This is a genomic window from Pseudomonas floridensis, assembly GCF_002087235.1.
Lineage (GTDB): Bacteria > Pseudomonadota > Gammaproteobacteria > Pseudomonadales > Pseudomonadaceae > Aquipseudomonas > Aquipseudomonas floridensis.
The window spans coordinates 1-23,114 of sequence record NZ_MUIO01000036.1; the positions used below are offsets into that span (position 1 = coordinate 1).

Below are 23,114 nucleotides of genomic sequence, written 5' to 3' on the forward strand. Positions count from 1 at the left end.
GTGCAGACGATCACCTGACCGTGAGCGGAAGCCGGCATGTCAAAGTCGGCGAGGCGCTGCTGACCGATGCAGGGCAGGAAATTCACTTCAAGGCGGGCGACAGCCTGGTCGTCGAGGCCGGCATGGAGATTACCGTCAAGGCTGGCGGCAGCTTCATCAAGATTGATGCGGGCGGGGTCACCCTTAACGGCCCGCAGGTGAAACTCAATTCCGGGGGCAAACCAGACTGCGGCACAGGCGCTCTGCCCAATCTGCCGGGGCTGGTCAAACAGGTTTTGACAGACAAGGCGGGCGAATTGCTGAAGCAGCGTCTGACTGAACCGGCACCGATCATAGAGCTGTGTCAGAAACCGGAAGGCGGCACGCCGATGGACTGCCCTCTGAGCGACTGCGGCTGCCGAAAGGCCTTGCAGCAAGGTGACCGTTCATGACGGTCTGCGTGCTGCTTGAGCGCACCGAGCGGTTACTGGAAAAGCTTTACCAGCTTTTGCCTGCCCCCAAACACAACGTGTTGTTCGACAGGACCGAACTGGCGCCCTGCCGGGACAAAAGTCCATTGTGGTTGACTATTGATGACAACAGCGCACTGCTGGACGCGATCCATGCGAACCCCGAGATCTGGCCGGGATTGATCATGCAAAGCTCCTGGTCGGCCGACTGCGTGTTTGACCATCTCAGGCACATCCTGATCATCATATTCGACGCCCGACGTCGGGGGGTTCTGCGCTATTGGGACCCGATAACAGCCAGCTACTTTTTCACCTCTTCAGGCATCGACGAAAGCCCGCTATGGCTGGGCCCGATTGCGAACCTGTCGTGGTATGGCGGGACCTGGGCGGACCACGCCCACGGCACGCTTCGCTGGTTCCAGATCGCTAACCCACACGCCTGCAACCGGGCGCGACCAGCGCACGCCTTCACGCCGATCCTGAACGTCGCCCACGAAGACGCCTTGCGTCTCCAGGAACGCGAACGCTTCGTATACGGATGGTGGAAAAAACACACCGATACACCCTTCCCCCATGCACTTGCTTATCTGGACGAGGGCATGGCTCACGGTTTCGAGACAGACCCGGCACTCATGAACCGCTACCTCTCGATACGCGCACGTCACCCTGACCATCAATCGCCGCCGCGTCAGCATGGCGACACGGGCGAAGAACGCCTGAATGCCTTGCAACATGTGCTGCAGCAACCTCGCCACAGCACGGAGTTCACCCGATGAGCATTGGTAGTCTGAGTGCCGGACCCTCCTGCGAAGCCGGCAAACTGATCGTTCAGATCATTGGCAAAGATCATGAAGCCAGCCAAAAACTGGTATTGACCAGCGCTGACGACGCACGTACCTACCCGTCGCTTCCGCAGACACTAGAAAGCGAGCAAGGCAGCTGTGTACTGGAAGTCTGGGACCACGTTACCGGTGCGCAGCTCGAACTCGAAGTCGCAACGACCGAGGGCACGCCGATTCGTCTCCCTTTGCTCAATGGCACAAGTGTCACGCCGAGACAGGCTGACGCACAGTTCAATCAGGTCGTGCCAGTCTTGCCCTTTGTCGCATTGCCAGGCTCCAAAAGCGCGTATGACCTTGGCACGCCGGTGCTGGCCCGTGCGGGTTACATATATGTGTTCTATCGACAAACGCTCTGGCGAGAACTGGAAGTACGGATCGCTGAATCCGCGACGACCTATCACGATGTCGATGTGGCCCGGTTTCGTCAGCGAGACGGCTTCAAACCGGGCGAACGGCGGGCCATCGGCGCGGCGCTCGACGACATCTGGCTACCCGCAGCCTGGAACAACCAGCGTGTGCTGGACATTCAGCTGTGCTTTTCCGAGATACAACTCAGTGCGCCTCGACTGGAACGTCTGGAGCAGGATGCGGCATCGAGGGCCAAGCGCTGCACCCGTCCAGACCTCGGATACTCGAAAGAGCGCGCTCACCGTTTGTACAAGGGCCAGCCCGACGGCCATACCATGCTCAAGGCGTTTGCAGACTTCGATGCGCATGATCAGGTCGCTCAGCGCATGCTGGCGCCGATCATGGCTGCACGCCTGGGCCTTGAGCAGTCGATTTTCCCGGTCAGCCTCGCAGCGCCACAACGCGCACGGCAGCCCGGTTTCGAACGCCTGCTGGATCACCCTGCGCTTTATTTGTGTGATCTGTCCGGACAATTCCCGGTCAAGGCTCTCGAACAGGCAAACGCTTTCCTCGCCGAAGCCGGCCAAGGCAGAACGATCAACGATACGTGTTCTCTGGAGTTGTCGGCGCTTGCCGACGCCATGCAGGCCAGCCTGCCTGGCGATGATGATGAGCCCGACGACACCTCGACATGTTGGCAAGCCCAACCCAGCGTCAGTGACGTACTGAACAGGGCGCGTCAGCGTCAGATATGCGGTGTACTGCTGGATGACTCAAGTCACCGGCTGCGTCATCTGCGCCAGCGCATCGACACTCATCAGCAGCTATTGGAAATCTGCGCTCGCTACGCCATCCAGCAGCCTCATCACGCCAGTGCGTTGCTGGTGCATCAGTTGATCGTCCCGCCAACGATAGGTGGCTCGAAAAACCCGCTGAGTGCAGTCATCACATCGCTCGCCGACACAGGTCGACAGGCCATCAACCGATGCACAGCCACCGTACAGCGTATGCTGGTAGGGCGCGAGATGATTGGCACTCAGAACTTGATGGTCGAAAACCTCAAACGCGGCGTGACACTCCAGACCCTCGCCGATCACCTGAGCCTGGATGGCTTCAAGTATGTGGCCGCGCTGCATGACCTGAGCCGGACAATGACCACCCTTGCCCTCACTCCGTCGAATGTCGATCCGCTCGCCCCTGGTGGCACAATCGTGGATGCACTCACGGGAGTCGGGCTCTGGGAACCGGCAACCAGTCAGGGCCAGACACTGCTGTCCCAGATAACCAATGACAGTAAACACCCACTGCACCTTATGCTCTGGCCTGAAAGCGACCTGGAGACCGTCTGCAAACCTTACGAACCGCCACCGGATCGCGACGAAAACCTCGGTGACGGCCGCTTTCGGGCGACCGAACTGGCGCGTTTCGAAAACGCTCCGGCACCCAACCCCGTCACTCAAAGCACGCTGGACGCTGCGCTGCTGGCCAACCTGCTGGCGGGCGACAGTCTGCAGAATTTCTTTCTCATCAACACCGGCAAAGCCACGACTGCCGCACTGGTCGGCATCTTCGAAAACCTGCAGGGCGCAGTCGATGCCGCCGAGAATGCCGTCGGCAAGGCCGAGCAGGCGCTCACCTCCGGCAAAGCCGAGGTCGCCAGCGCCGACATCAAAAATCGGTCGGCCTTCGATCAACTGGCCGAAATTCGAGACCAGCCTGCTCCCAACGCTCGTCGAATCGACGTCAACCGCCAAGGCAGAGGCGTCCAGCAACTGCGCAGCATGATGCCCAAGCACTTCGGAGCCGCATTCCTGCTCAAGCGCAATCAGGTCACGCCACAGCACTATGTGTTCGGCCTGGAAGACCTGCCTAGCCGCAGTACCATGCCCAACGCACGATACGGCGAATACCTGGACCCTGACGGCAACCCGTTCCGCGACATCGACCCGCCCATCACCCTGCGCGGACCACTGACCTCAGGCGAACACCTGGTATTGGTGATCCCCCGTAATCACAAAACCGCGCAACTGATCAGCGACGTCAACCGAAAACTCAAAGCAGCCCAGGAAGCGGGCCATTCAGTTCGAGAAGCAGAACAGGCTTACGTGCGAGCGAGAAGCGGACTGAGCCAGGCGATTGAAAACCTTGATGCGACCAAGAATGGGCCTGTTTACCGGTTTTTGAGATCGACGCGGTTTTGTGTGGCGGTGGTGATGTTGGAAGTTTGGAATGTTAACTCGGAGGTCAACGCACTTAAACAGACAACTCGTGAAAAAAACAGTGGCAGAGCTCACGGCGGGATTGCTGCTGCGGTACTCGATTTGACGATAGCTGCGGAGGCGTTAGCGATTAAATTAAGGAGCGCTCAATCAAAGGTGGCGTTCACTAGAAAAATCCTGCTGCAAATTTCTGAAGCAAATGCGAGGAGGTGGATTGGACTGATTCTTGGCTCCGTACTAACCAAAAAAATATCACTAAGAATTGGCGCGCAAATTCTTTCAGCGGCGCTGCTGACTGGCATAAATCTCTACGACGCCTATTACGCTTGGCAGTGGAACGATCCAGCCATGTACGGATATCTAATGATGGCCGCAGGAGGCTCGGCAGCGTTATTGAGTTCGATTTTTGGCGGAGTAGCACCGGTACTCGGCCTGCATCCATTGGGCTGGGTCGCATTGCTGTTACCAGGGGCAGGCATCACTCAAGTCTTAATGCAAACATTAACCCCGATGGAAACCTGGTTAAAAAATGGTCCATTCGGCGAAGCACACCCAAAAAATGAACACTTGCAAGAGCCATTGGAAGCATTTTACCGACTCATCAGCCTGCTCGCGGGTATCAGTATTACCACAGAAAAAAACCCAGTATATGAACAACAAGCAAAACTCGACTTTCGAGCCGAAATACCACAAGCGATACGTAGTGCGAATACCATTGTTCGCATTGAAAGCCGGTTACCTGGCCTTATCGGGCGTCTTGATAGTCTGACTATCAATGCCGAGTGCAGATTGCGCAGTACGCGGGGTCGTTTCGACAATCAGGGCATGCACCGGGAGACACATGAACTTAGCGAACAATCAGAGCGGCCAAAAGGGCAACTTCTCTCACCAGGGAGGCTAGAGCTTTTCTTCTCCACTCCAGAAAACATCAATGCTACCGCATGGTCCAGTACCACGCACAATTTCACTTGGGCAGTACGAGCGCAGTTCATCTTAACCATAGAAGGAGAAAATCGGTACTTACCCGCACCTCCCATTAAAGAGACAACGCGTTATGAACAGCAATGGGCCAAGCCTGACTTCGAAAAGACTAATCAACCATTCTGGGCTGACGAAATCGCACACGGAGCTTTCCCAAAGTGACTGAATTAAAAAGCCTGGCTTACTACAGTGATCAAGCCTACAGGCCCGACAAAATAACCTTTCAAAAACCATGCCTGAGAGAAAAATCGCTCATATCAGCTTCAGTGCGCCTACCGTGGGGCTCCACTCAACAGGTTGCCCCTACTGGACTGATGGAGGAGTGCAACCCACGAAATATGAAGTTCTGGGAGCAGGCAGAAAAGGAAAAAATCGAAAAAAAGGCTAATGGAACATACGTGAGCCCGCCCTACGAACATGTCGAGCTTCATAGCAAATACAACCATGAGCGGTTTAGATTCGCACAATTACCATTCACATCACAGATATGGATATACCTACTGCAATTGGGAAAAGCTGGATGCATACTACTGACGCCTATAATTATATTTACGCACCTACTCGACATATCCACATCAAGAGATTCTTGGCAGGACGTAACCGTTACTGTACTGCAAGAGGTTTATCCCATTTTTGTAGGAATCCCTCTTCTATGCTGGCTGCTCGGCCATATTGTCATCAGCCACTGCCCACGCATCTGGTTCCGGCCTCCAAAAGGTCCACTTTGGGAACTCAACCGTCGAACCGGTCTGGTCACGATCTTCGACTACAAACGCCACCGCAAGGAAGGCGTGATCGACGAGTTCGTCGCGCCGTTCTACGAGTTCGATGCCTACATGATCACCACTCGGGATCGGTACGGCTCCAATTACGGGCTGTTGCTGCGCCACCGCTACGAAGAGCGGCTAATCAACTTTCACTCGCTGCTTGCCCCTGACGATATCCGGCAGCGTCCCTGTGCGCTGTGGGACTTCTTTCAGAACTTCATGGACACCAGTCGCCCCCTGCCTGACATTCCCTACTTCGAAGCGCACCGGCATCTGGACCCGGTCACGGCTCAATACGACAGGGAAAACGGCCGCAACCCACGCTACTGGATCGATATGGACGACGACACATTCAAACAGCGAGTCGATGCAATGTGGCAGCGTGCCTACTCCATTGACACCTTCACACGGCCAAACCTGATGGAACGGTATGTCAGCTATAACGACTGACAGACAAAGGAGGTGCCTCCAGAAATTCCGCAACCTCTTTTGCAGGGAGGGAGGAGGCGCTGCTGTTCCGCAACTGCAGCGTCAGCAGCGCTCAGGATGGGCTGTTACTGCGCCGCTGGAGTTTCGACCGGCGCAGGCGCGGTCATTTCGACTGGTTGGGGCTCGGGCGGTGTTACGGTTTCGGCTTTGAACGAGGCGGGCTCTTCGGGAGCAGGCAAAGGCTCGCTCGCAGCGGGAGTGACAGGCTCAGCAGCAGGTTCGGCCCTGGGTGCGGTCTCCTCAGGCTTGGGTGCCAGTGGCGCAGGCTCTGAGGCTTTGGGCGCCACCGCAGCAGGCGCAGCGTCGGGAACGCCCAGATCGGCCTTGGGCTTCTCGACAATGTGCGCGGCTTGCTTCACCTCTGGCGGCAGGAAGTTTTCCACCAGACCGAAAAAGCGCTCATAGAACTTGGCAGACGCCACGGTTTCGCTGGCGACTTTGACCATGGAGTCGTCGGTAGAACCAATCGGCATCGACACCGAACCCAGCACCCCGACACCAAGGCTCGCCGAGTTGTTGGTTTTCTTCAGCGCGTAACGATCCTGCAGGGCGTTGGCGAACATCGTGGAGCTGCCCGCGTTGACATCAGCCGCACAGACCAGGTTGAAGCTGATCTCGATATGCGTTTCGCCGGTCTGCTGGAAGCTCTTGCGCCCGCTGATCATTTTCGGGTCGCTACTGGTGATGATGTAGCCCTGGCTCAGCAAGGCACGTCGTCCGGCTTCACAGGACGAAAGATCGGTTGCCGGGTAGCTGCGGGAGTAAGTCCCTGCATCGTCGAAATGCTCGTGGTCATAGACCGCCTGTTTGGGCGATGAACAGCCGGCAGCCAGGAGCAGCATTGACAGACCGCACGCGATACGAACGTTGAGTAACTTGAACATCGGAAATCCTGAGGAAGGGAGTAACTGCCAGCAAGACTGCAGACTGGAAAATGGCAGTAAGTCTGCAACAAGGCCGCCGCAGGATCAACGTGGCGTTCGAAAGGATTCGATACAAGGCACGTCACTTCCGTTGCGTTGGCAAAATGCTGACAAAAAAAAAGCGACCCAGAGGTCGCTTTTTTGTTGCTTCGAGGAGTTCAAGGGCCTCGAAGCTTTGTATGGCGCAGCGGACGGGACTCGAACCCGCGACCCCCGGCGTGACAGGCCGGTATTCTAACCGACTGAACTACCGCTGCGTATCGCTTGTAAACCTGTTTGAAACAAACCTTTGGCAGTCTGTTTCCTGTACATCGGACTGAACGACTTGAGCCTTTCAATCTCAGACCCGGCGAACCGAATCTGTACAAATAATGGCGCAGCGGACGGGACTCGAACCCGCGACCCCCGGCGTGACAGGCCGGTATTCTAACCGACTGAACTACCGCTGCGCAGTGTGGACTGACGTCCGATTCAACTTTGAAAGCCCTCGTGCATCAGCTTTCAAACTCAACGATGGTGGGTGATGACGGGATCGAACCGCCGACCCGCTGCTTGTAAGGCAGCTGCTCTCCCAGCTGAGCTAATCACCCTTTGCTTCGTTGAGGCCGCGAAATTTACGCACCTAACGAACCTAAGTCAATAGCCTGATTGAAGTTTTTTTCAAAACTGCTTCAATCGTGCCCGACCTCCTACACGGCCAAACCCGACGACCGGCGACGCCAGACACAGATTTACTCCGCGTACACCATCTTGCGAGTCATGCCGCCATCGACGACGAATTCCTGGCCGGTGACAAAACCGGCGTTTCGGGAAAGCAGCCAGGCAACCATCGCCGCGACATCCTCCACCGTCCCCACACGTCCTGCCGGATGCTGCGCATGGTCAGCCTCCGACAACGGCTCGGCACGCCGCAGGGAAGGATCCCTGGCATCAATCCAGCCAGGGCTGACCGCATTGACCCGAATCTCCGGCCCAAGGCTGATCGCAAGCGCATGGGTCAAGGCCATTAGCCCTCCCTTGCTGGCGGCATACGCCTCGGTATCGGGCTCGGATTGCCTGGCGCGAGTCGAGGTCAGGTTGACGATGCTGCCGCAATGCGCACGTAGGTAAGGCGCGCAGTGCTTGGCCAACAGCATCGGTCCGCCAAGATTGACGCCCAGCACGCGGTTCCAGTGAGACAGCTCAAGGCTCTCCAGGGTGGTGTTGTGCGGATCGGCGACCGCCGCGTTGCACACCAGCGCATCCAGTCGGCCAAAGCGCCTGAGCACCTCGGCAACACCGGCAGCGACCTGCTCCTCGCTGGCAACATCCATGGCAATGAACAGGGCATTTTCGCCCAGTGCAGCCGACACCTTCGGACCGCGGGCGCGATCCAGATCGGTCAGCACCACTTGCCACCCTTCAGTAATGAGCCAGGCGGCGATGCCCAGCCCGATGCCGCGTGCGGCACCGGTCACCAGCGCAACACGGCCGTTGTGGGTACTGGCGAATTTCATGGTCCAGTCGTCGCTCATGCCTGCACTCGCGTCGCGACTCACTTCACCCGTCACAATGCCGCCAGACCGAGCGCCAGATCGGCCTGCAGATCTGCGACATCTTCCAGCCCCACCGCGACCCGGATCAGGCTGTCACGAATCCCCGCCGCTTCACGCTCCTGTGGCGCCAGACGCCCATGTGACGTGGTGCTCGGGTGAGTGATGGTAGTTTTGGTATCGCCCAGGTTGGCGGTGATGGAAATCAACCGCGTTGCATCGATGAAGCGCCACGCGCCATCCTTGCCACCCTTGACCTCAAAACTCACGACCGCACCGAAGCCCTTCTGCTGACGTTTGGCCAGTTCGTGTTGCGGGTGGCTCTTGAGCCCTGCGTAGTGAACCTTCTCGATCCCGTCCTGCTGCTCCAGCCATTCGGCCAGTGCCTGAGCATTGCCGCAGTGGGCACGCATGCGCAGGTTCAGCGTCTCGAGACCTTTGAGGAAAATCCATGCGTTGAACGGACTGAGCGTCGGCCCGGCCGTGCGCAGAAAGCCCACGACCTCTTTCATCTGCTCGCTGCGTCCGGCAACCACACCGCCCATGCAACGACCCTGACCATCGATGAACTTGGTCGCCGAATGCACGACAATATCTGCGCCCAGCGCCAGCGGCTGCTGCAGGGCAGGCGTACAGAAACAGTTGTCGACGATCAGCAACGCACCTTTGGCGTGGGCGATTTGCGCCAGCGCGGCGATGTCCACCAGCTCGGCCAGCGGATTGGAAGGTGACTCGACAAACAGCATTTTGGTATTGGCTTTGATCGCCGCATCCCAATTGCTCAGATCCGCCAGCGGCACATAGTCCACTTCGATACCGAACCGCTTGAAGTACTTGTCGAACAGACTGATGGTCGAGCCAAACACACTGCGCGACACCAGCACATGATCACCGGCACTGCACAGGCTCATGACCACGGCGAGAGTCGCTGCCATGCCCGTGGCCGTGGCGACCGCCTGCTCAGCGCCTTCCAGCGCCGCCATGCGTTCCTCGAAGGAACGAACGGTCGGGTTGGTGTAGCGCGAGTAGACGTTGCCCGGGACTTCACCCGCGAACCGCGCGGCCGCATCGGCGGCCGTGCGGAACACGTAGCTGGAGGTGAAGAACATCGGATCGCCATGCTCGCCTTCCGGCGTGCGGTGTTGCCCGGCACGTACGGCGAGGGTGTCGAACCCCACGCCTTCGAGGTCGCTGTCGAGTCGACCTGCGTCCCATTCCTGAGTCATGCCGCTACTCCTGATCCAGTTAATTGTTGTACAGATCGATGATCGCACTCACAGCCTGGGTCTTGACCTTGGAGGCGTCATTGCGCGCCTGCTCGATCTTGTTCAGGTAATGCTCGTCGATATCACCGGTCACGTACTTGCCGTCGAAGACCGAGCAGTCGAAGTTGTCGATCTTGATCTTCTTGCTCCCGCTGACCGCCTCGATCAGGTCAGTCAAGTCCTGATAGACCAGCCAGTCGGCACCGATGAGATCGGCCACGTCCTGGGTGGAGCGGTTATGAGCGATCAGCTCGTGAGCACTCGGCATGTCGATGCCGTAGACGTTGGGGTAACGCACCGCCGGGGCGGCCGAACAGAAATAGACGTTCTTGGCACCGGCTTCACGCGCCATCTGAATGATCTGCTTGCAGGTAGTGCCGCGCACGATGGAATCGTCCACCAGCATGACGTTCTTGCCGCGAAACTCGAGCTCGATGGCATTGAGTTTCTGGCGCACCGACTTCTTGCGGGCCGCCTGGCCGGGCATGATGAACGTGCGACCGATGTAACGGTTCTTGACGAAGCCTTCGCGGAACTTGACGCCCAAATGATTGGCCAGTTCCAGCGCAGCGGTGCGGCTGGTGTCCGGAATCGGAATTACCACATCGATGTCGTGATCCGGACGCTCGCGCAGGATCTTGTCGGCCAGCTTCTCGCCCATGCGCAGGCGCGCCTTGTAGACCGAGATACCGTCGATGATCGAATCCGGACGCGCCAGATAGACGTGCTCGAAAATGCACGGTGCGTACTTCGGACTGGCTGCGCACTGGCGAGTGTGCAGCTTGCCGTCTTCGGTGATGTAGACCGCTTCGCCCGGCGCCAGGTCGCGGATCAGCGTGAAGCCCAGCACATCGAGTGAAACGCTTTCCGAGGCGATCATGTACTCCACGCCTTCGTCGGTATGACGCTGGCCGAAGACGATAGGACGGATGGCGTCCGGGTCGCGGAAACCGACGATGCCATAGCCGGTGATCATTGCAACGACGGCGTAGCCACCACGGCAACGATTATGAACGTCGGTCACGGCCGCGAAGATGTCTTCTTCGGTCGGCTGCAACTTGCCGCGCACAGCCAACTCATGGGCGAACACGTTGAGCAGCACTTCCGAATCGGAATTGGTGTTGACATGGCGCAGGTCGGACTCGTAGATCTCCTTGGCCAGTTGCTCGACGTTGGTGAGGTTACCGTTATGCGCCAACGTGATGCCGTAAGGCGAGTTGACGTAGAACGGCTGAGCCTCGGCCGATGTCGAGCTGCCCGCGGTCGGGTAGCGCACATGACCGATGCCCATGTGTCCGACCAGACGCTGCATATGGCGCTGATGAAACACATCGCGCACCAGTCCGTTGTCCTTGCGCAGGAATAACCGGCCATCGTGGCTGGTCACAATACCGGCAGCATCCTGGCCGCGATGCTGGAGGACGGTGAGCGCGTCATACAGCGCCTGATTGACGTTCGACTTACCGACGATACCGACGATGCCACACATGCGACACAACCCCTACTTAGTGGAACTGGATTTACCGAGCACATCCTGCGGTAGTGTAGACGGCAGGATCTGCTCCTTGAACGGCATCTCAGCAGGAACGCTGATACCGCTGGCGAGCCACTTGCTGGACATCCCGAGAATCAGGTTTTTCGACCAGTCAGCGACCATGAGAAATTGCGGCACCAGCCTTGACTGCTGCCACCATTGATCCTGTTGCACCGGCCCGAGACTCAGCAGCCCGACCGCTACAACGACAAGCAGACCTCCGCGCGCTGCGCCGAAGACCATACCCAGAAAACGATCGGTCCCGGAAAGCCCGGTGACGCGAATCAGTTCGCCTATCAGAAAGTTGACCATGGCGCCGACCAGCAGGGTGGCGACGAACAGGATGGTGCAGCTCGCGATCACGCGGGCCGAGGGTGTTTCTATGTAGTTGACCAGATACTGCGACAGCCCCGCGCCGAACATCCAGGCCACGACACCTGCAATGATCCAGGTCGTCAACGACAGCGCTTCCTTGACGAAGCCGCGTTTCAGACTGATCAGGGCGGAGATGGCGACAATTCCCAGAATTGCCCAGTCAACCGGAGTAAATGGCACGTTGCAGCCTGCAGACGGATAAGGCGGCGCATTTTAGCAGAGCGCCCGCCTGCCGGTAAGCAGCGATTATCGGCAGACGGTATTTTCCGTTGAAACAGTGCGCCGGCAGAGCGGCCGTCTCCAGCCCGGCCGGGGAGGATCAGCCTTTTTCAGGCTGAAAACGCACCACGATTCCTTTCAGCTTTTGCTGCTTGTCCAGTTGATCGCGCAGGCGATCGGCTTCAGCGCGCTCGATGAGTGGCCCCACGAACACCCGATTCACGCCGTCGGCCGTGCGGATGTAGGCGTTATACCCTTGCGCACGTAACGTTTTCTGCAGGTTGTCGGCATTGGCACGATTGGACATGCTGGCAAGCTGCACCGACCAGCTGACCGACAGCCCGTTGGCATCGACACCACTGGGTGCGGCCTTGGCAACCGCTGGCGCGGCAGGCGTCGCTGGCGCAGCCGGTGTGGTCGGCGCAGGCGCAGGTGCCGGTTTGGCGGCAGGTTTGGGCGCAGGTGCCGCAGTGGCCGGTGGAGTAGCGGTCGAGGGTGCCTGCACGGTGGGTGCGGGGGCTATCGGCATCGCGGGCGGTTGATTGCTCGAACTGTTCGAAGCGATCTCGTCATCACCCGGCACCGGCTCCTGCGGCAGCGCCTGAGGTTCAGGAACAGGCACCGGGTCGACCTTGACCTGTGGCGTTGTTGGTGCCTGCGGTGCGGCAGGCGCATCGACCTGAACCGGATGACTCTCGTCCTGACGGGTGAACAACATCGGAAGGAAGATCACCGCCACGGCGATCAGCACCAGCGCGCCTACCATTCGCTGCTTGAATACGTTATCCAGCAAAGCCATTTGCAGCGTCCTCATCGGTATGCCGGGCCAGCCATTCCAAGGCCTCGGCTACACAGTAAAAAGATCCGAACAGCAGAATTTCGTCATCGGGTGTGGCATGCGCGCACTGAGCCTCCAGTGCCAGCGCAATACTCTGGTAGGACTTCACACGCGCCCCAAGGTTCTCCAGCGCCGACTGCAATTCGGCGGCTGGACGACTGCGCGAAGTAGGCAGCGGCGCAACGGCCCAGTCCTGAATGCTGGAAGCAAGCTCAGAGACCACGCCTTCAAGATCTTTGTCCGACAGCAGACCGAATACCGCAAGACGCTTGCCGACGACTGGCCGTTGCGTCATACGCCATGCAAGAAACTGCGCCGCATGCGGGTTATGGCCAACGTCCAGCAACAGGTTGAGCGCCCTGCCCTGCCAATGCACGGTGCGGCGATCCAGCCGCCCGGTCAGGCGCGTCAACGCCAGGGCTTCGCTGATAACCTCGGACTGTAACGGATAGCCCAGCAGCGCAAAGGCCTGGAGCGCCAGTGCGGCGTTCTGCATCGGCAGACCCAGCAGCGGCAGACCGCGCAACTCCACCACCTCACCGTGCGCGATACCGCGCCAGTTCCACACCTGTCCCTCCACCGAGAGGTCGAAATCGCGACCGCGCAGCAGCAACGGGCACCCCAGTTCACGCGCCTTGGCCAGCAAAGGCGCTGGCGGATCGAGATCGCCGCACAGCGCAGGACAACCAACACGGAAGATACCGGCCTTTTCGAAAGCGACCGACTCACGCGTGTCACCCAGCCAGTCGGCATGATCGATGCCGATGCTGGTAACCAGCGAGATATCTGCGTCGACCAGATTCACGGCGTCCAGACGGCCACCCAGACCGACTTCCAGCACGACAGCGTCGAGCTGCGCACGCTCGAACAGCCAGAACGCCGCGAGCGTGCCCATTTCGAAGTAGGTCAGCGTGACGTCGCCACGCGCGGATTCGACGGCGGCGAAGGCGTCGCATAACTGAAGATCAGTCGCTTCGACGCCCTGCACCTTCACCCGCTCGTTGTAACGCAACAGGTGCGGAGAACTGTAGACACCCACCTTCAAACCCTGAGCCTGCAACAAGGCGGCGACAAAGGCGCAGGTCGACCCTTTGCCATTGGTGCCCGTTACAGTGATCACCCGGCGCGCGGGACGCGTAAGTCCCATCTGCCGCGCTACCTGGCGAGAGCGATCCAGTCCCATTTCGATTGCGGACGGATGCAACTGCTCCAGATAGGCGAGCCAGTCGCCCAGGCTGGAAGGGGTCATACCGTGGCCGGAGCCGGCGGCACGACAACAGGTTCCAGAACCGGCGCCACGAACTTGGGCGTCGGCAGATTCATCATCTGTGCCAGCAGATTACCCAGGCGCGGACGCAGCTCGCTGCGGGCGATGATCATGTCGATTGCGCCGTGATCCAGCAGGAATTCGCTGCGCTGGAAGCCTTCGGGCAGTTTTTCACGAACGGTCTGTTCGATCACGCGTGGACCGGCGAAACCGATCAGCGCCTTGGGCTCTGCAACGATGACGTCGCCCAGCATCGCCAGACTGGCGGACACACCGCCATAAACCGGGTCGGTCAGCACCGAGATGAACGGCAGGCCCTCTTCACGAAGACGCGCCAGCACGGCGGATGTCTTGGCCATCTGCATCAGGGAAATCAGCGCTTCCTGCATGCGCGCACCGCCGGAAGCTGCGAAGCAGACCATCGGGCAACGGTTTTCCAGTGCGTAATCGGCAGCGCGCACGAAGCGCTCGCCAACAATGGCACCCATCGAACCGCCCATGAAGGAGAATTCGAACGCCGACGCGACCACCGGCATGCCCAGCAATGTGCCGCTCATGGAGATCAGGGCATCCTTCTCACCGGTCTGCTTCTGCGCAGCGGTCAGGCGGTCCTTGTACTTCTTGCCGTCACGAAACTTCAGACGGTCAACCGGTTCCAGATCGGCGCCCAGTTCGGCACGGCCTTCGGCATCCAGGAAAATATCCAGACGCGCACGCGCACCGATGCGCATGTGGTGATTGCACTTGGGGCAGACGTCCAGGGTCTTTTCCAGCTCGGGCCGGTAGAGCACTGCTTCGCAGGACGGGCACTTGTGCCAGAGTCCTTCAGGGACCGAGCTCTTCTTGACCTCGGAACGCATGATCGATGGGATCAGTTTGTCTACCAACCAGTTGCTCATGCTTTATCTCTCCAGTACCGGTGTGGCTCGAACGCATGGCGCTTACACGCCAGACGCATGCCCTTAGCTAAATTCGTTTATTTGGCGATGAGAAAGGGGAACGGTCGACCGCCGGCCTGACCTGCACACCCTCTACCACGGTTTTTTTTGCAACGAGGACGATACGCGCTGGCACCGCCCTTCTCTCAATTCGACCCGCAAGACTTGTGCCGGGAACAGGCTTATGGACGGCGGCCGAAGCGCAGCCGTCACATCAGGCACCATGGACCGCACTCATGAAAGCGAGAATCTTTTCACGATCCTTGATGCCCTTGCTTTTTTCGACGCCGCCGCTGACGTCCACTGCATACGGCCGGACCTGGCCAATCGCTTGCGCCACGTTGGCAGACGTCAGCCCGCCCGCGAGAATGACCGGCTTGCTCAACTCGTTCGGAATAAGCGCCCAGTCGAAGGTCTCACCCGTCCCTCCCGGAACGCCCTCGACGTAGGTATCGAGCAAAATGCCACGTGCGTTGCGATAGGCCTGGCACGCCCGCTCTATATCGTCACCCGCCTTCACACGCAACGCCTTGATGTACGGGCGATGATAGCCGTCGCATTCCTCCGGCGTTTCGTCGCCGTGAAACTGCAGCAGATCCAGCGCAACGGCATCCAGCGTTTCGTTGAGTTCACATTGGCTTGCGTTGACGAACAACCCGACCGTAGTGATGAAAGGCGGCAGCGCAGCGATGATGGCGCGCGCCTGCTGCACCGTCACGGCACGCGGACTCTTGGCGTAAAACACCAGGCCAATGGCGTCGGCACCTGCCTCGACAGCGGCCAGAGCGTCTTCTATGCGGGTAATCCCGCAGATCTTGCTGCGAACGGCTGACATGTAGTGAAAACCTCAGACCTTTCGGAAAGTCCCGGATGTTAGCAAAAGCTTGCCGGGGCGTCAGCCGTCAAGTTCGGCGAAGCCCGTGAGAAAGTGCGGGCCGATGTAGCGATCGGGCAACGGAAACTGCTCCCGATACTCGACCTGCACCAGATAAAGCCCGTACGGATGCGCTGTCACGCCCCCCGTGCGGCGCACCTTGCTCTGCAGCACGTCACGCGCCCATTCGACCGGACGCTCGCCCGCGCCAATGGTCATCAGCACACCGGCAATGTTGCGCACCATGTGGTGCAGAAAGGCATTGGCGCGCACATCGATGACAATCATCTTGCCGTGCTGCGTCACGCGCAGGTGATGCAGCTGCTTGATCGGTGACTTGGCCTGACACTGTCCGGCGCGAAACGCGCTGAAGTCGTGGGTTCCGACCAGATGCTGCGCGGCCTCGGCCATTCGTGTCACGTCCAGCGGACGATGATTCCAGGTAATTTCCTGACCCAGGTGTGCCGGACGAATCTGATCGTTGTAGATCACGTACCGATAACGGCGGGCGATAGCCTTGAAGCGTGCGTGGAAATCGGCGGGCATGACCCGGGCCCAGGTCACACTGATGTCGTGAGGCAGATTGATGTTGGCCCCCATGACCCAGGCTTTCATGGAGCGCTCGGCACGGGTATCGAAATGCACCACCTGTCCGCACGCGTGAACGCCAGCGTCGGTACGCCCGGCACACATCAGAGAGACTGGCGAATCGGCCACTCGGGACAGCGCATTCTCAAGCGTTTCCTGCACAGTCAGCACACCGGATGCCTGGCGTTGCCAGCCGCTGTAGCGCGACCCTTTGTATTCCACGCCCAGCGCGATTCGGGAAAAGCCCTCGGGCGCCATCTCGGCGGCCGGGTTATCTATGTTCGCCAAGGTGTTACAGCCTGTGGGTTTGCGAAAAGTCGGCCATTATACGGCCACCGGAAAAAGACGCCACATAACGTGCCAAAAGCAGACGGCCGCAAAAGCGGCCGTCCGGGTTCAGACAAGAATCCAATCAGGCAAGGCGCGAAAGCATGTCCCGGGCCTCACTCTTTTGACCGTCATCCCCTTCATTGACGACCTCGTCGAGAATATCCCGAGCGCCATCGGCGTCACCCATGTCGATGTAGGCACGCGCCAGATCCAGCTTGGTCGCCGCCTCATCGGTACCGGCCATGAAGTCGAAATCCGGCTCGTCATCCAGCGCCATGGCGTCTTCGGCGGTAAACCTTGGCTCGTCGAGCGGCGGATGCTCAAGGTTCTGCGACAGACGGTCCAGCTCGGCGTTGACATCATCGATCTCCGAGGCGAAGGCCTGACTGGCCTGATCCGACTCAATCTCGTCCGCCAGCGACAGGTCGAAATCTTCCGGAAGCTCCAGATCATCGCTGACCGGCGGCGCAGCGCTGACAGCAGGCTCCGCAGGCGTATCGCCAAGCCCCAGCAGGAAGTCATCCTCGTTCTTGAGCGCCGGGTCTTCTTCAGAAAGGTCCAGATCAAAATCGGCGAGGTCATCAGACGTTGCCGCCGCACGGGCCGCTTCCTGCTCCTGCATGATGGATTCGAAGCTGAGCTCGTCATCGTCAGGCGTTGTCGCAACGAGCGGTTCGTCCAGCAACAGATCGTCAGGATCGGTCACGGTTGGCAATGGCGCAGCGGAAGGCTCGTCGAACTCGTCCAGACTCAGATCGAAATCGTGATCGAACGCCTCTGCCTCAGGCTGCGGCTCGATAACCGCTGGCTCGGGTTCAGGCGCAGCTGTCAGCTCTGGCTCTGGCTCTGCAGCATCGTCAGCCAACAATTCTTCGACATATTTGGCGTCCAGCTCAGCCGCCAGGGCAGCGGCACTGGCAGCCGCGGCCGCTGCTGCGACAGGTGCCGCCACGGAGGCCGGCTCAATAGCCGCAGGCGCAGCAACCGGTGCCACAGACGTTTGGGTCGAGTGTGAATCTTTTAGCTGCTCGCCCTCAGCTTCACGCTTTCCCGAGGCCACCAGTTTGCGCTCGTGCGCAGCGTAAGCCTTGTTATTGCCTTGTTCGGCATAGATTTCCATCAACTTGAGACGGATATCGTCGCGTTCAGGCGATTCCTTGATCGACTCTTCAAGCAGCTCGACAGCCTGATTCATGCGCCCGTAAGCAATATGGATTTCAGCCTGCACCAGCGGATCGGCCGGTCGCTCACGTGCGGCGGCCGCTGCCGCAGGTGCCGCGCCCATCCGGACGTTGGGTGGCGGCACGTCAAGGCCATCGAAGCTGGCAGGCGGAGCGTTCATGTCCATGTCGGACACGAACTGAGACTCTTCAGCCAGCGCCCGCGCCATGCGCCGATGCTTCTCGGCCTCGGCCTTCGCTGCGCGGCGACGGGCCAGGAACAGCAGGATCAAGGCCAGAAGCAACAGCACCGCACCACCAATCAAGCCCAGCAGAATCGGGTTGTTGATTATTTTCTGCAGCGAATCCTCTTCTTCCGCAGCCGCAACCGGCTCCACCGCCAGCGGTTGGTCGGCAGCAGGCGTAGCCACTTCGGCAGCGCCTGCCGGCAACGCGTCTTCAGGTGCAATTTCACCAGCAGGCTTCACAGGCGTGCCATTGGCATCGACCAGCGAAGCCGGAACCGCCGCAGTGGCCGGATTTGGCGTGGCGGCCGCAGGGTTGGCCGGCGGCACACTCGCACCGGCAGCCTGCATCTTGGCCAACTGGTCATTCTTGAGTTCGATCAGACGCTGCAACTTGTCGAGTTGGCTTTGCAGGTCATTCATGCGACTTTTCAGCTCGGCGTTATCACGACGCGAGGTGTCCAGCGCCTCTTGTGCCACGGCGAGCTTGTTGCTCAGATCGCTGTCACCGGCCGCGCCTTTGGCGGCAGGCTTGCCACTGGCCGAAACCAGGCTCAGGTTGTCGGAAGTATCGACTTTGGAAGGCGCGGCACCGGCACGATCACGACGCGTGGCGTCGACCTGACGCGGCCCGGCGGGCAAGCGACGACCTTCACGCCACGCGCTGTACTGCCGCGAAACCTCCGCGACTGCCTGAGGCTGCGGCAAGGCCGTGGTCTGCTGAGGCGTAGGCAGGCGCAGGACCTGACCTTTCTTCAACCGATTGATGTTGCCGCCCATGAACGCGTCAGGGTTGAGCGCCTGAATGGCAAGCATGGTCTGCTGTACGGTGCCCGCAGTGCGAACCTTTGCGGCAATTTCCCACAAGGTGTCGTTATTGGCGGTGACGTACTGGGCTTGTTTGTCCGCAGCAGGCGGCGGCAAGGCCGCGCCCGGAGTGGCGGGTGGCTGGGCAGGCTCGGCGGCCGGCGCTACCTCGGCCGACGGAGCGACGGTCGGCAACTGAGCCGGTGCGCCAGCGCTGGGAGCGGGAGCCGCAGGGGCTGCCGGAGCAGGAGCGGCGGCAGCGGCGGCGGCGGCCTCCGGCGAGAACTTCGGCGGATCCAGCAGCAGGCTGTATTCACGCAACAGACGTCCGTTCGGCCACAGCACCTGAACCAGGAACTTTACATAAGGCTCGCGTACCGGCTTGCTGGAGGTGATACGCAGGACACTCTTGCCGTTGGCATTGATGACCGGCGTAAAACTCAAATCATTGAGAAACGCCTGGCGTGTAATGCCCGCCTGAGCGAAATCAGCGGTTGTTGCAAGACTGGGCACAACCTGCGCGGCATTGACGCCCTGCGCATCGGTCAACTCGATCTCGGCTACCAGTGGCTGGTTCAGGATCGACTTGACAGACAATTCCCCGAGCCCCAACGCCTGCGCCATCCCTGATGACAGCGCCGAAGCCGCAGCGATCGCTAATACCAGTTTACGAACCTGAACCATAGCCCATCCCTTGTTTAAAGATTCTCCGGTATCCGGAGAGGTAGTCCTGCGTTGGGTGTAAGGCGTATCGCCGCTAGAACAATTATTCAAAGTGTTGCCAAGTATCTTTTACACATAGTCTTTTATCAACAATTCGCCAACCTGCACAGCATTGAGCGCCGCACCTTTGCGAACATTGTCGGACGTAAACCACAGATTGAGTTGTTCCGGATCATCGATTCCGGCCCGCACGCGTCCTACGTACACCACATCCTGACCAACGGCATCGCCGACGGGGGTCGGATAATCACCGGCATCCACCAGCTCGATGCCTTGCGCCGCCTCAAGAGCTGCATTCACGGCATCAAGATTGATCGGGGCCGAAGCCTGGAGGGACACGGTGAAACTGTCACCGAAGAAAACCGGCACCTGAATACAGCTGGCGGCGACTTTGAGTGAAGGCAGGCTCAATAATTCACGCAACTCCTGGACAAGGCGTCTTTCCAGCGGCAGGTGTCCCGACTCATCGGGCTTGCCGACCTGGGCCAGCACGTTGAACGCCATCTGCCGATCAAAGAAACGGGTCTCCAGCGGACGAACGTTGAGCAGCTCGGTGGTCTGACGCGCCAGCTCGCTCACACCCTCGCGGCCTTGTGCCGAGACCGCAAGGCACGCCGTTACCGCCACTTGGCGCAGGTCCAGCAGCGAGCGCAAGGGCGCCAGCACCAACGCAACGGCCGTGGCTGAAGCGCTCGGGCTGGAGATCAGGTGTGGCGAGGCACCCTGCGCTGTAAGCAACTGCGCGTTGATTTCAGGAACGACATTGGGTGCCCGTTCAACCGACAGTTCGCCGGACAGGTCGATGACGCTGCACCCGGCAGCCGCTGCTTTTTCGGCATGGCTACGGCTGACTGCAGGCCCTGCGGCAAAGAACGCCAGCCTGACCTTGCTGAAATCGAACGTCTCGACTTCACGCACGCGCACGTTCTTGCCTCGAAAAGGCACGGAATGCCCTGCCGACTCGAGGCTGGCCAGCAGGTGCAGATCACCCACCGGGAAATCGCGTTCTTCCAGAATCTGGACGATGGTTTCGCCGACAGTACCGGTCGCGCCTACAACGGCGATAGCAATGGACTGGCTCATGCAAAAACCTCAGGAAAATCAGGGAGCGGCACTTTAACCGCCGAACTGCCGACAGGCAATTGAGCCTGCCCTATACCGGGCCGATCAGGGCTCCAGGCCGATCGGGAAGAACACACCATGGCTCCATACACCCAGCCAGCGCTGCCCGTCGATCTGGCAAGTGACCGCCAGCTCCACCAACTGATAAAACACGTTGCGGTGAATCAGCGCCTCAAGATTGGTCCGCACGTGAATATAAGGGGCGGGCTCCTGGGTCTGTGGATCGGTGACCACCCGCAGAAGATGCTCGGGACCGGCTTCGGTCTCGTCCTCGACATTGGTCACGAAACGCAGAACCTGATCCTCGCCCTCGCCGCTCACCTGCAACGTGACCGCCACGAAAGGCGCGTCATCGACCTTGATACCGACCTTTTCGACCGGCGTGATGAGAAAGTAATCGTCGCCATCGCGACTCAGGATGGTGGAAAACAGGCGCACCATCGGCTTGCGTCCGATAGGAGTGCCCTGGTAATACCAGACACCGTCGCGGGCGATACGCATATCGATATCGCCACAGAATTCCGGATTCCACAGATGTACAGGCGGCAACCCTTTGCTCTTGGGGATCTGCGCGAACAAATCGTTAGCCTTGCCTGAATCGGTCATGCCTTACTCCTAACGCTCAACACCCAACAAGGTACGAGCGTAGTCCTCAAGGGGCGGACCTAGCAAATCTTCGGGGCTTTTGTCGTAAAGCGTCAGCAATCCGCCACGGCTGCGGATCCGCGCGCTGTCGATAAGGAAGCGGGTACTGGTTTCGATCAGCATCAGTTGGATGACACCTGTGTCGACGCCGAGACGATCGACAGCTTCCTGATCGGACCATTGATCGCCGTTGCTGATGCGATCATCCGCCTTGGCGAAGCGGGTATAGAGCAGATAGTGCGCACCGGCACTGCGCGCCTCGATCATGGCATCGTCCAGGCCCAACGGCGCCGGAGCCCGACGAACCATCGGGAAATACTCGACGAAACCCTTGAAGGCTTCTTCCGCCACGACATTGGGGCGCGGATAAGCCCTGCCAGGCGGCACGAAGGGACCCTGTGCGATGTAGATGAACGAATCGGGCTGTACGCGCCAATTGGCAATTCGGCGGGTTTCACTGTGATCGAGCAGCCCCGCATCACTGAATTGCTCGCGAACCCCCTCCCCCATGTCGCTGACTTTCATGCAGCCGCCCAACGCCAAAAACGTCAGCAGCAAAACCAGGCTACGCATCATCCCCTCCAGATACCGGTGACGGAAAACCGGCGAATGGTCGTCGGATGCAGCTTCCGCGCCATATCTGCCTGGAGGTGTGCATAACCTTGAACGGCGGCACTCTGAATGCCGCCGCTACAATCAGGCAGAAGCCGGATCCGGCCTGGTTTCGGGAGGCGTATCACCGTCGCGCTTGCGCTTGTTGCCCATGCGCACACCGATATCCATGAGGAAGTGGAAAAAGCCTTCCTGATCTTCCAGCACGTTGCTCCAGAACGGCGAGTGATACAGCGCCACAGCGCCATGTACCAAAGCCCAGGCTGCGCAGTAGTGGTAGTAAGGCGGGACGTCTTCGAGCTTGCCTTCAGTGATGCGGCCTTTGATCAGAAGCGTCAGGTGCTCGAAGTTGGAGGCGCGGATCTTGTGCAACTCCTCGACCAGCTCGGGAACCTGATTGCCCTTGACCACTTTCTCTTCGAGACGGTCAAACAGGCGATAACGCTGAGGATCGCGCATGCGGAACTCAAAATAGGCACGCGAAAGCGCTTCCTTGTCTTTATCGACATCGGCCGAGTGCAGCAGCTCGTTCAAATCACGCTCGTAGTCGAGCATCAGGCGCAGGTAGATTTCCGCCTTGGATTTGAAGTGCTTGTAGATCGTGCCTTTGCCAATGCCAACAGCGTCCGCGATCATCTCGACCGTGACGCTGTCTTCGCCCTGCTCAAGGAACAGCTTTAGCGCGGTGTCGAGAATTTCCTGCTCACGGCGGCGAAACTCACGGACCTTACGAGGTTCTTTCTGCATAGGAAGGTCTGATTGGGATCGAAATCGAAGCCGCGTATTATGCCCAATTGGCGACAAATTGCACGGATCATCCGACCATATCGCCGGATATGAGCGAATCGAGGCATTTATCGGTCATCCGTGGATTGCAATGGTCGGGTTTCGCTCCCGTACTGCGGGCATTTGAAGACAGCGCCATCAGGCTTGAGTGGTTATGGTGCTCAATAACCGGTTTGGTATTCCAAAACTGTTTAAAAAATGAACAGTCCGCACTGGACGCCCGGCAATACTGGTCA

Annotated in this window: 18 protein-coding genes, 3 tRNA genes and 1 pseudogene; 4 read left to right on the top strand and 18 right to left on the bottom strand. The window is 59.3% G+C overall.

The window, feature by feature from the left end:
* The 4 genes and pseudogenes from BZK31_RS10890 to BZK31_RS10905 all read left to right on the top strand — a co-directional run.
* Window positions 1-431, top strand: a pseudogene (locus BZK31_RS10890) (type VI secretion system tip protein VgrG); the annotation flags it as partial.
* Window positions 428-1,225: a DUF4123 domain-containing protein gene (locus tag BZK31_RS10895; RefSeq protein ID WP_083182665.1), complete on the top strand. Its 798-nt coding sequence runs from the start codon at window positions 428-430 to the stop codon at window positions 1,223-1,225. The pseudogene BZK31_RS10890 and the gene BZK31_RS10895, both read left to right, overlap by 4 nt.
* Window positions 1,222-5,001 (top strand): hypothetical protein, encoded by a 3,780-nt coding sequence (locus BZK31_RS10900; protein WP_083182666.1) that lies wholly within the window; start codon window positions 1,222-1,224, stop codon window positions 4,999-5,001. Before BZK31_RS10895 ends, BZK31_RS10900 begins: the two co-directional genes overlap by 4 nt.
* A gap of 152 nt (window positions 5,002-5,153) precedes the next feature.
* Window positions 5,154-6,056, top strand: coding sequence for a hypothetical protein (locus BZK31_RS10905; RefSeq protein WP_083182714.1), 903 nt, complete (start codon window positions 5,154-5,156; stop codon window positions 6,054-6,056).
* A 104-nt stretch (window positions 6,057-6,160) separates the two neighbouring features.
* Here the strand turns inward: BZK31_RS10905 and BZK31_RS10910 are convergent, their stop codons facing one another.
* From BZK31_RS10910 to BZK31_RS10995, 18 genes are all read right to left on the bottom strand, one after another.
* Entirely contained in the window at window positions 6,161-6,979 is an 819-nt protein-coding gene (locus tag BZK31_RS10910) for a DUF2242 domain-containing protein (RefSeq protein ID WP_083182667.1), read from the bottom strand.
* 219 nt (window positions 6,980-7,198) lie between these two features.
* Window positions 7,199-7,275: transfer RNA gene (locus tag BZK31_RS10915), tRNA-Asp, on the bottom strand.
* Between the two features lie 115 nt (window positions 7,276-7,390).
* Window positions 7,391-7,467: transfer RNA gene (locus tag BZK31_RS10920), tRNA-Asp, on the bottom strand.
* Window positions 7,468-7,532: 65 nt separating this feature from the next.
* Window positions 7,533-7,608 (bottom strand) — tRNA-Val (locus BZK31_RS10925).
* Between the two features lie 141 nt (window positions 7,609-7,749).
* Window positions 7,750-8,532 (bottom strand): SDR family oxidoreductase, encoded by a 783-nt coding sequence (locus BZK31_RS10930; protein WP_087881657.1) that lies wholly within the window; start codon window positions 8,530-8,532, stop codon window positions 7,750-7,752.
* 32 nt (window positions 8,533-8,564) lie between these two features.
* Entirely contained in the window at window positions 8,565-9,776 is a 1,212-nt protein-coding gene (locus BZK31_RS10935) for an O-succinylhomoserine sulfhydrylase (RefSeq protein WP_083182669.1), read from the bottom strand.
* A 19-nt stretch (window positions 9,777-9,795) separates the two neighbouring features.
* Window positions 9,796-11,304 (bottom strand): amidophosphoribosyltransferase, encoded by a 1,509-nt coding sequence (purF, locus tag BZK31_RS10940; protein ID WP_083182670.1) that lies wholly within the window; start codon window positions 11,302-11,304, stop codon window positions 9,796-9,798.
* A gap of 12 nt (window positions 11,305-11,316) precedes the next feature.
* Entirely contained in the window at window positions 11,317-11,904 is a 588-nt protein-coding gene (locus tag BZK31_RS10945) for a CvpA family protein (RefSeq protein WP_083182671.1), read from the bottom strand.
* 139 nt (window positions 11,905-12,043) lie between these two features.
* Window positions 12,044-12,742, bottom strand: coding sequence for an SPOR domain-containing protein (locus BZK31_RS10950; RefSeq protein WP_083182672.1), 699 nt, complete (start codon window positions 12,740-12,742; stop codon window positions 12,044-12,046).
* The gene (gene folC, locus BZK31_RS10955) at window positions 12,726-14,030 is read right to left on the bottom strand and encodes a bifunctional tetrahydrofolate synthase/dihydrofolate synthase (RefSeq protein ID WP_083182673.1); all 1,305 of its coding nucleotides are present in this window, start codon (window positions 14,028-14,030) and stop codon (window positions 12,726-12,728) included. Before folC ends, BZK31_RS10950 begins: the two co-directional genes overlap by 17 nt.
* A complete protein-coding gene (accD, locus tag BZK31_RS10960) occupies window positions 14,027-14,947 on the bottom strand; it encodes an acetyl-CoA carboxylase, carboxyltransferase subunit beta (RefSeq protein ID WP_083182674.1) in 921 nt (306 codons plus the stop codon). Before accD ends, folC begins: the two co-directional genes overlap by 4 nt.
* Window positions 14,948-15,200: 253 nt before the next feature.
* The gene (locus BZK31_RS10965; protein WP_083182675.1) at window positions 15,201-15,821 is read right to left on the bottom strand and encodes a phosphoribosylanthranilate isomerase; all 621 of its coding nucleotides are present in this window, start codon (window positions 15,819-15,821) and stop codon (window positions 15,201-15,203) included.
* A gap of 60 nt (window positions 15,822-15,881) precedes the next feature.
* Window positions 15,882-16,706 carry a tRNA pseudouridine(38-40) synthase TruA gene (gene truA / locus BZK31_RS10970; protein WP_083182676.1) on the bottom strand — a complete coding sequence of 275 codons (825 nt, stop codon included), beginning with the start codon at window positions 16,704-16,706 and terminating at the stop codon, window positions 15,882-15,884.
* 154 nt (window positions 16,707-16,860) lie between these two features.
* Entirely contained in the window at window positions 16,861-19,674 is a 2,814-nt protein-coding gene (locus tag BZK31_RS10975; protein WP_083182677.1) for a FimV/HubP family polar landmark protein, read from the bottom strand.
* 108 nt (window positions 19,675-19,782) lie between these two features.
* Entirely contained in the window at window positions 19,783-20,796 is a 1,014-nt protein-coding gene (locus BZK31_RS10980; RefSeq protein ID WP_083182678.1) for an aspartate-semialdehyde dehydrogenase, read from the bottom strand.
* An 84-nt stretch (window positions 20,797-20,880) separates the two neighbouring features.
* Entirely contained in the window at window positions 20,881-21,441 is a 561-nt protein-coding gene (locus tag BZK31_RS10985) for a DUF1285 domain-containing protein (protein ID WP_083182679.1), read from the bottom strand.
* Between the two features lie 9 nt (window positions 21,442-21,450).
* Window positions 21,451-22,053: a DUF4823 domain-containing protein gene (locus tag BZK31_RS10990; RefSeq protein WP_083182680.1), complete on the bottom strand. Its 603-nt coding sequence runs from the start codon at window positions 22,051-22,053 to the stop codon at window positions 21,451-21,453.
* Window positions 22,054-22,176: 123 nt separating this feature from the next.
* Window positions 22,177-22,839 carry a TetR/AcrR family transcriptional regulator gene (locus tag BZK31_RS10995; RefSeq protein ID WP_083182681.1) on the bottom strand — a complete coding sequence of 221 codons (663 nt, stop codon included), beginning with the start codon at window positions 22,837-22,839 and terminating at the stop codon, window positions 22,177-22,179.
* Window positions 22,840-23,114: the final 275 nt, after the last annotated feature.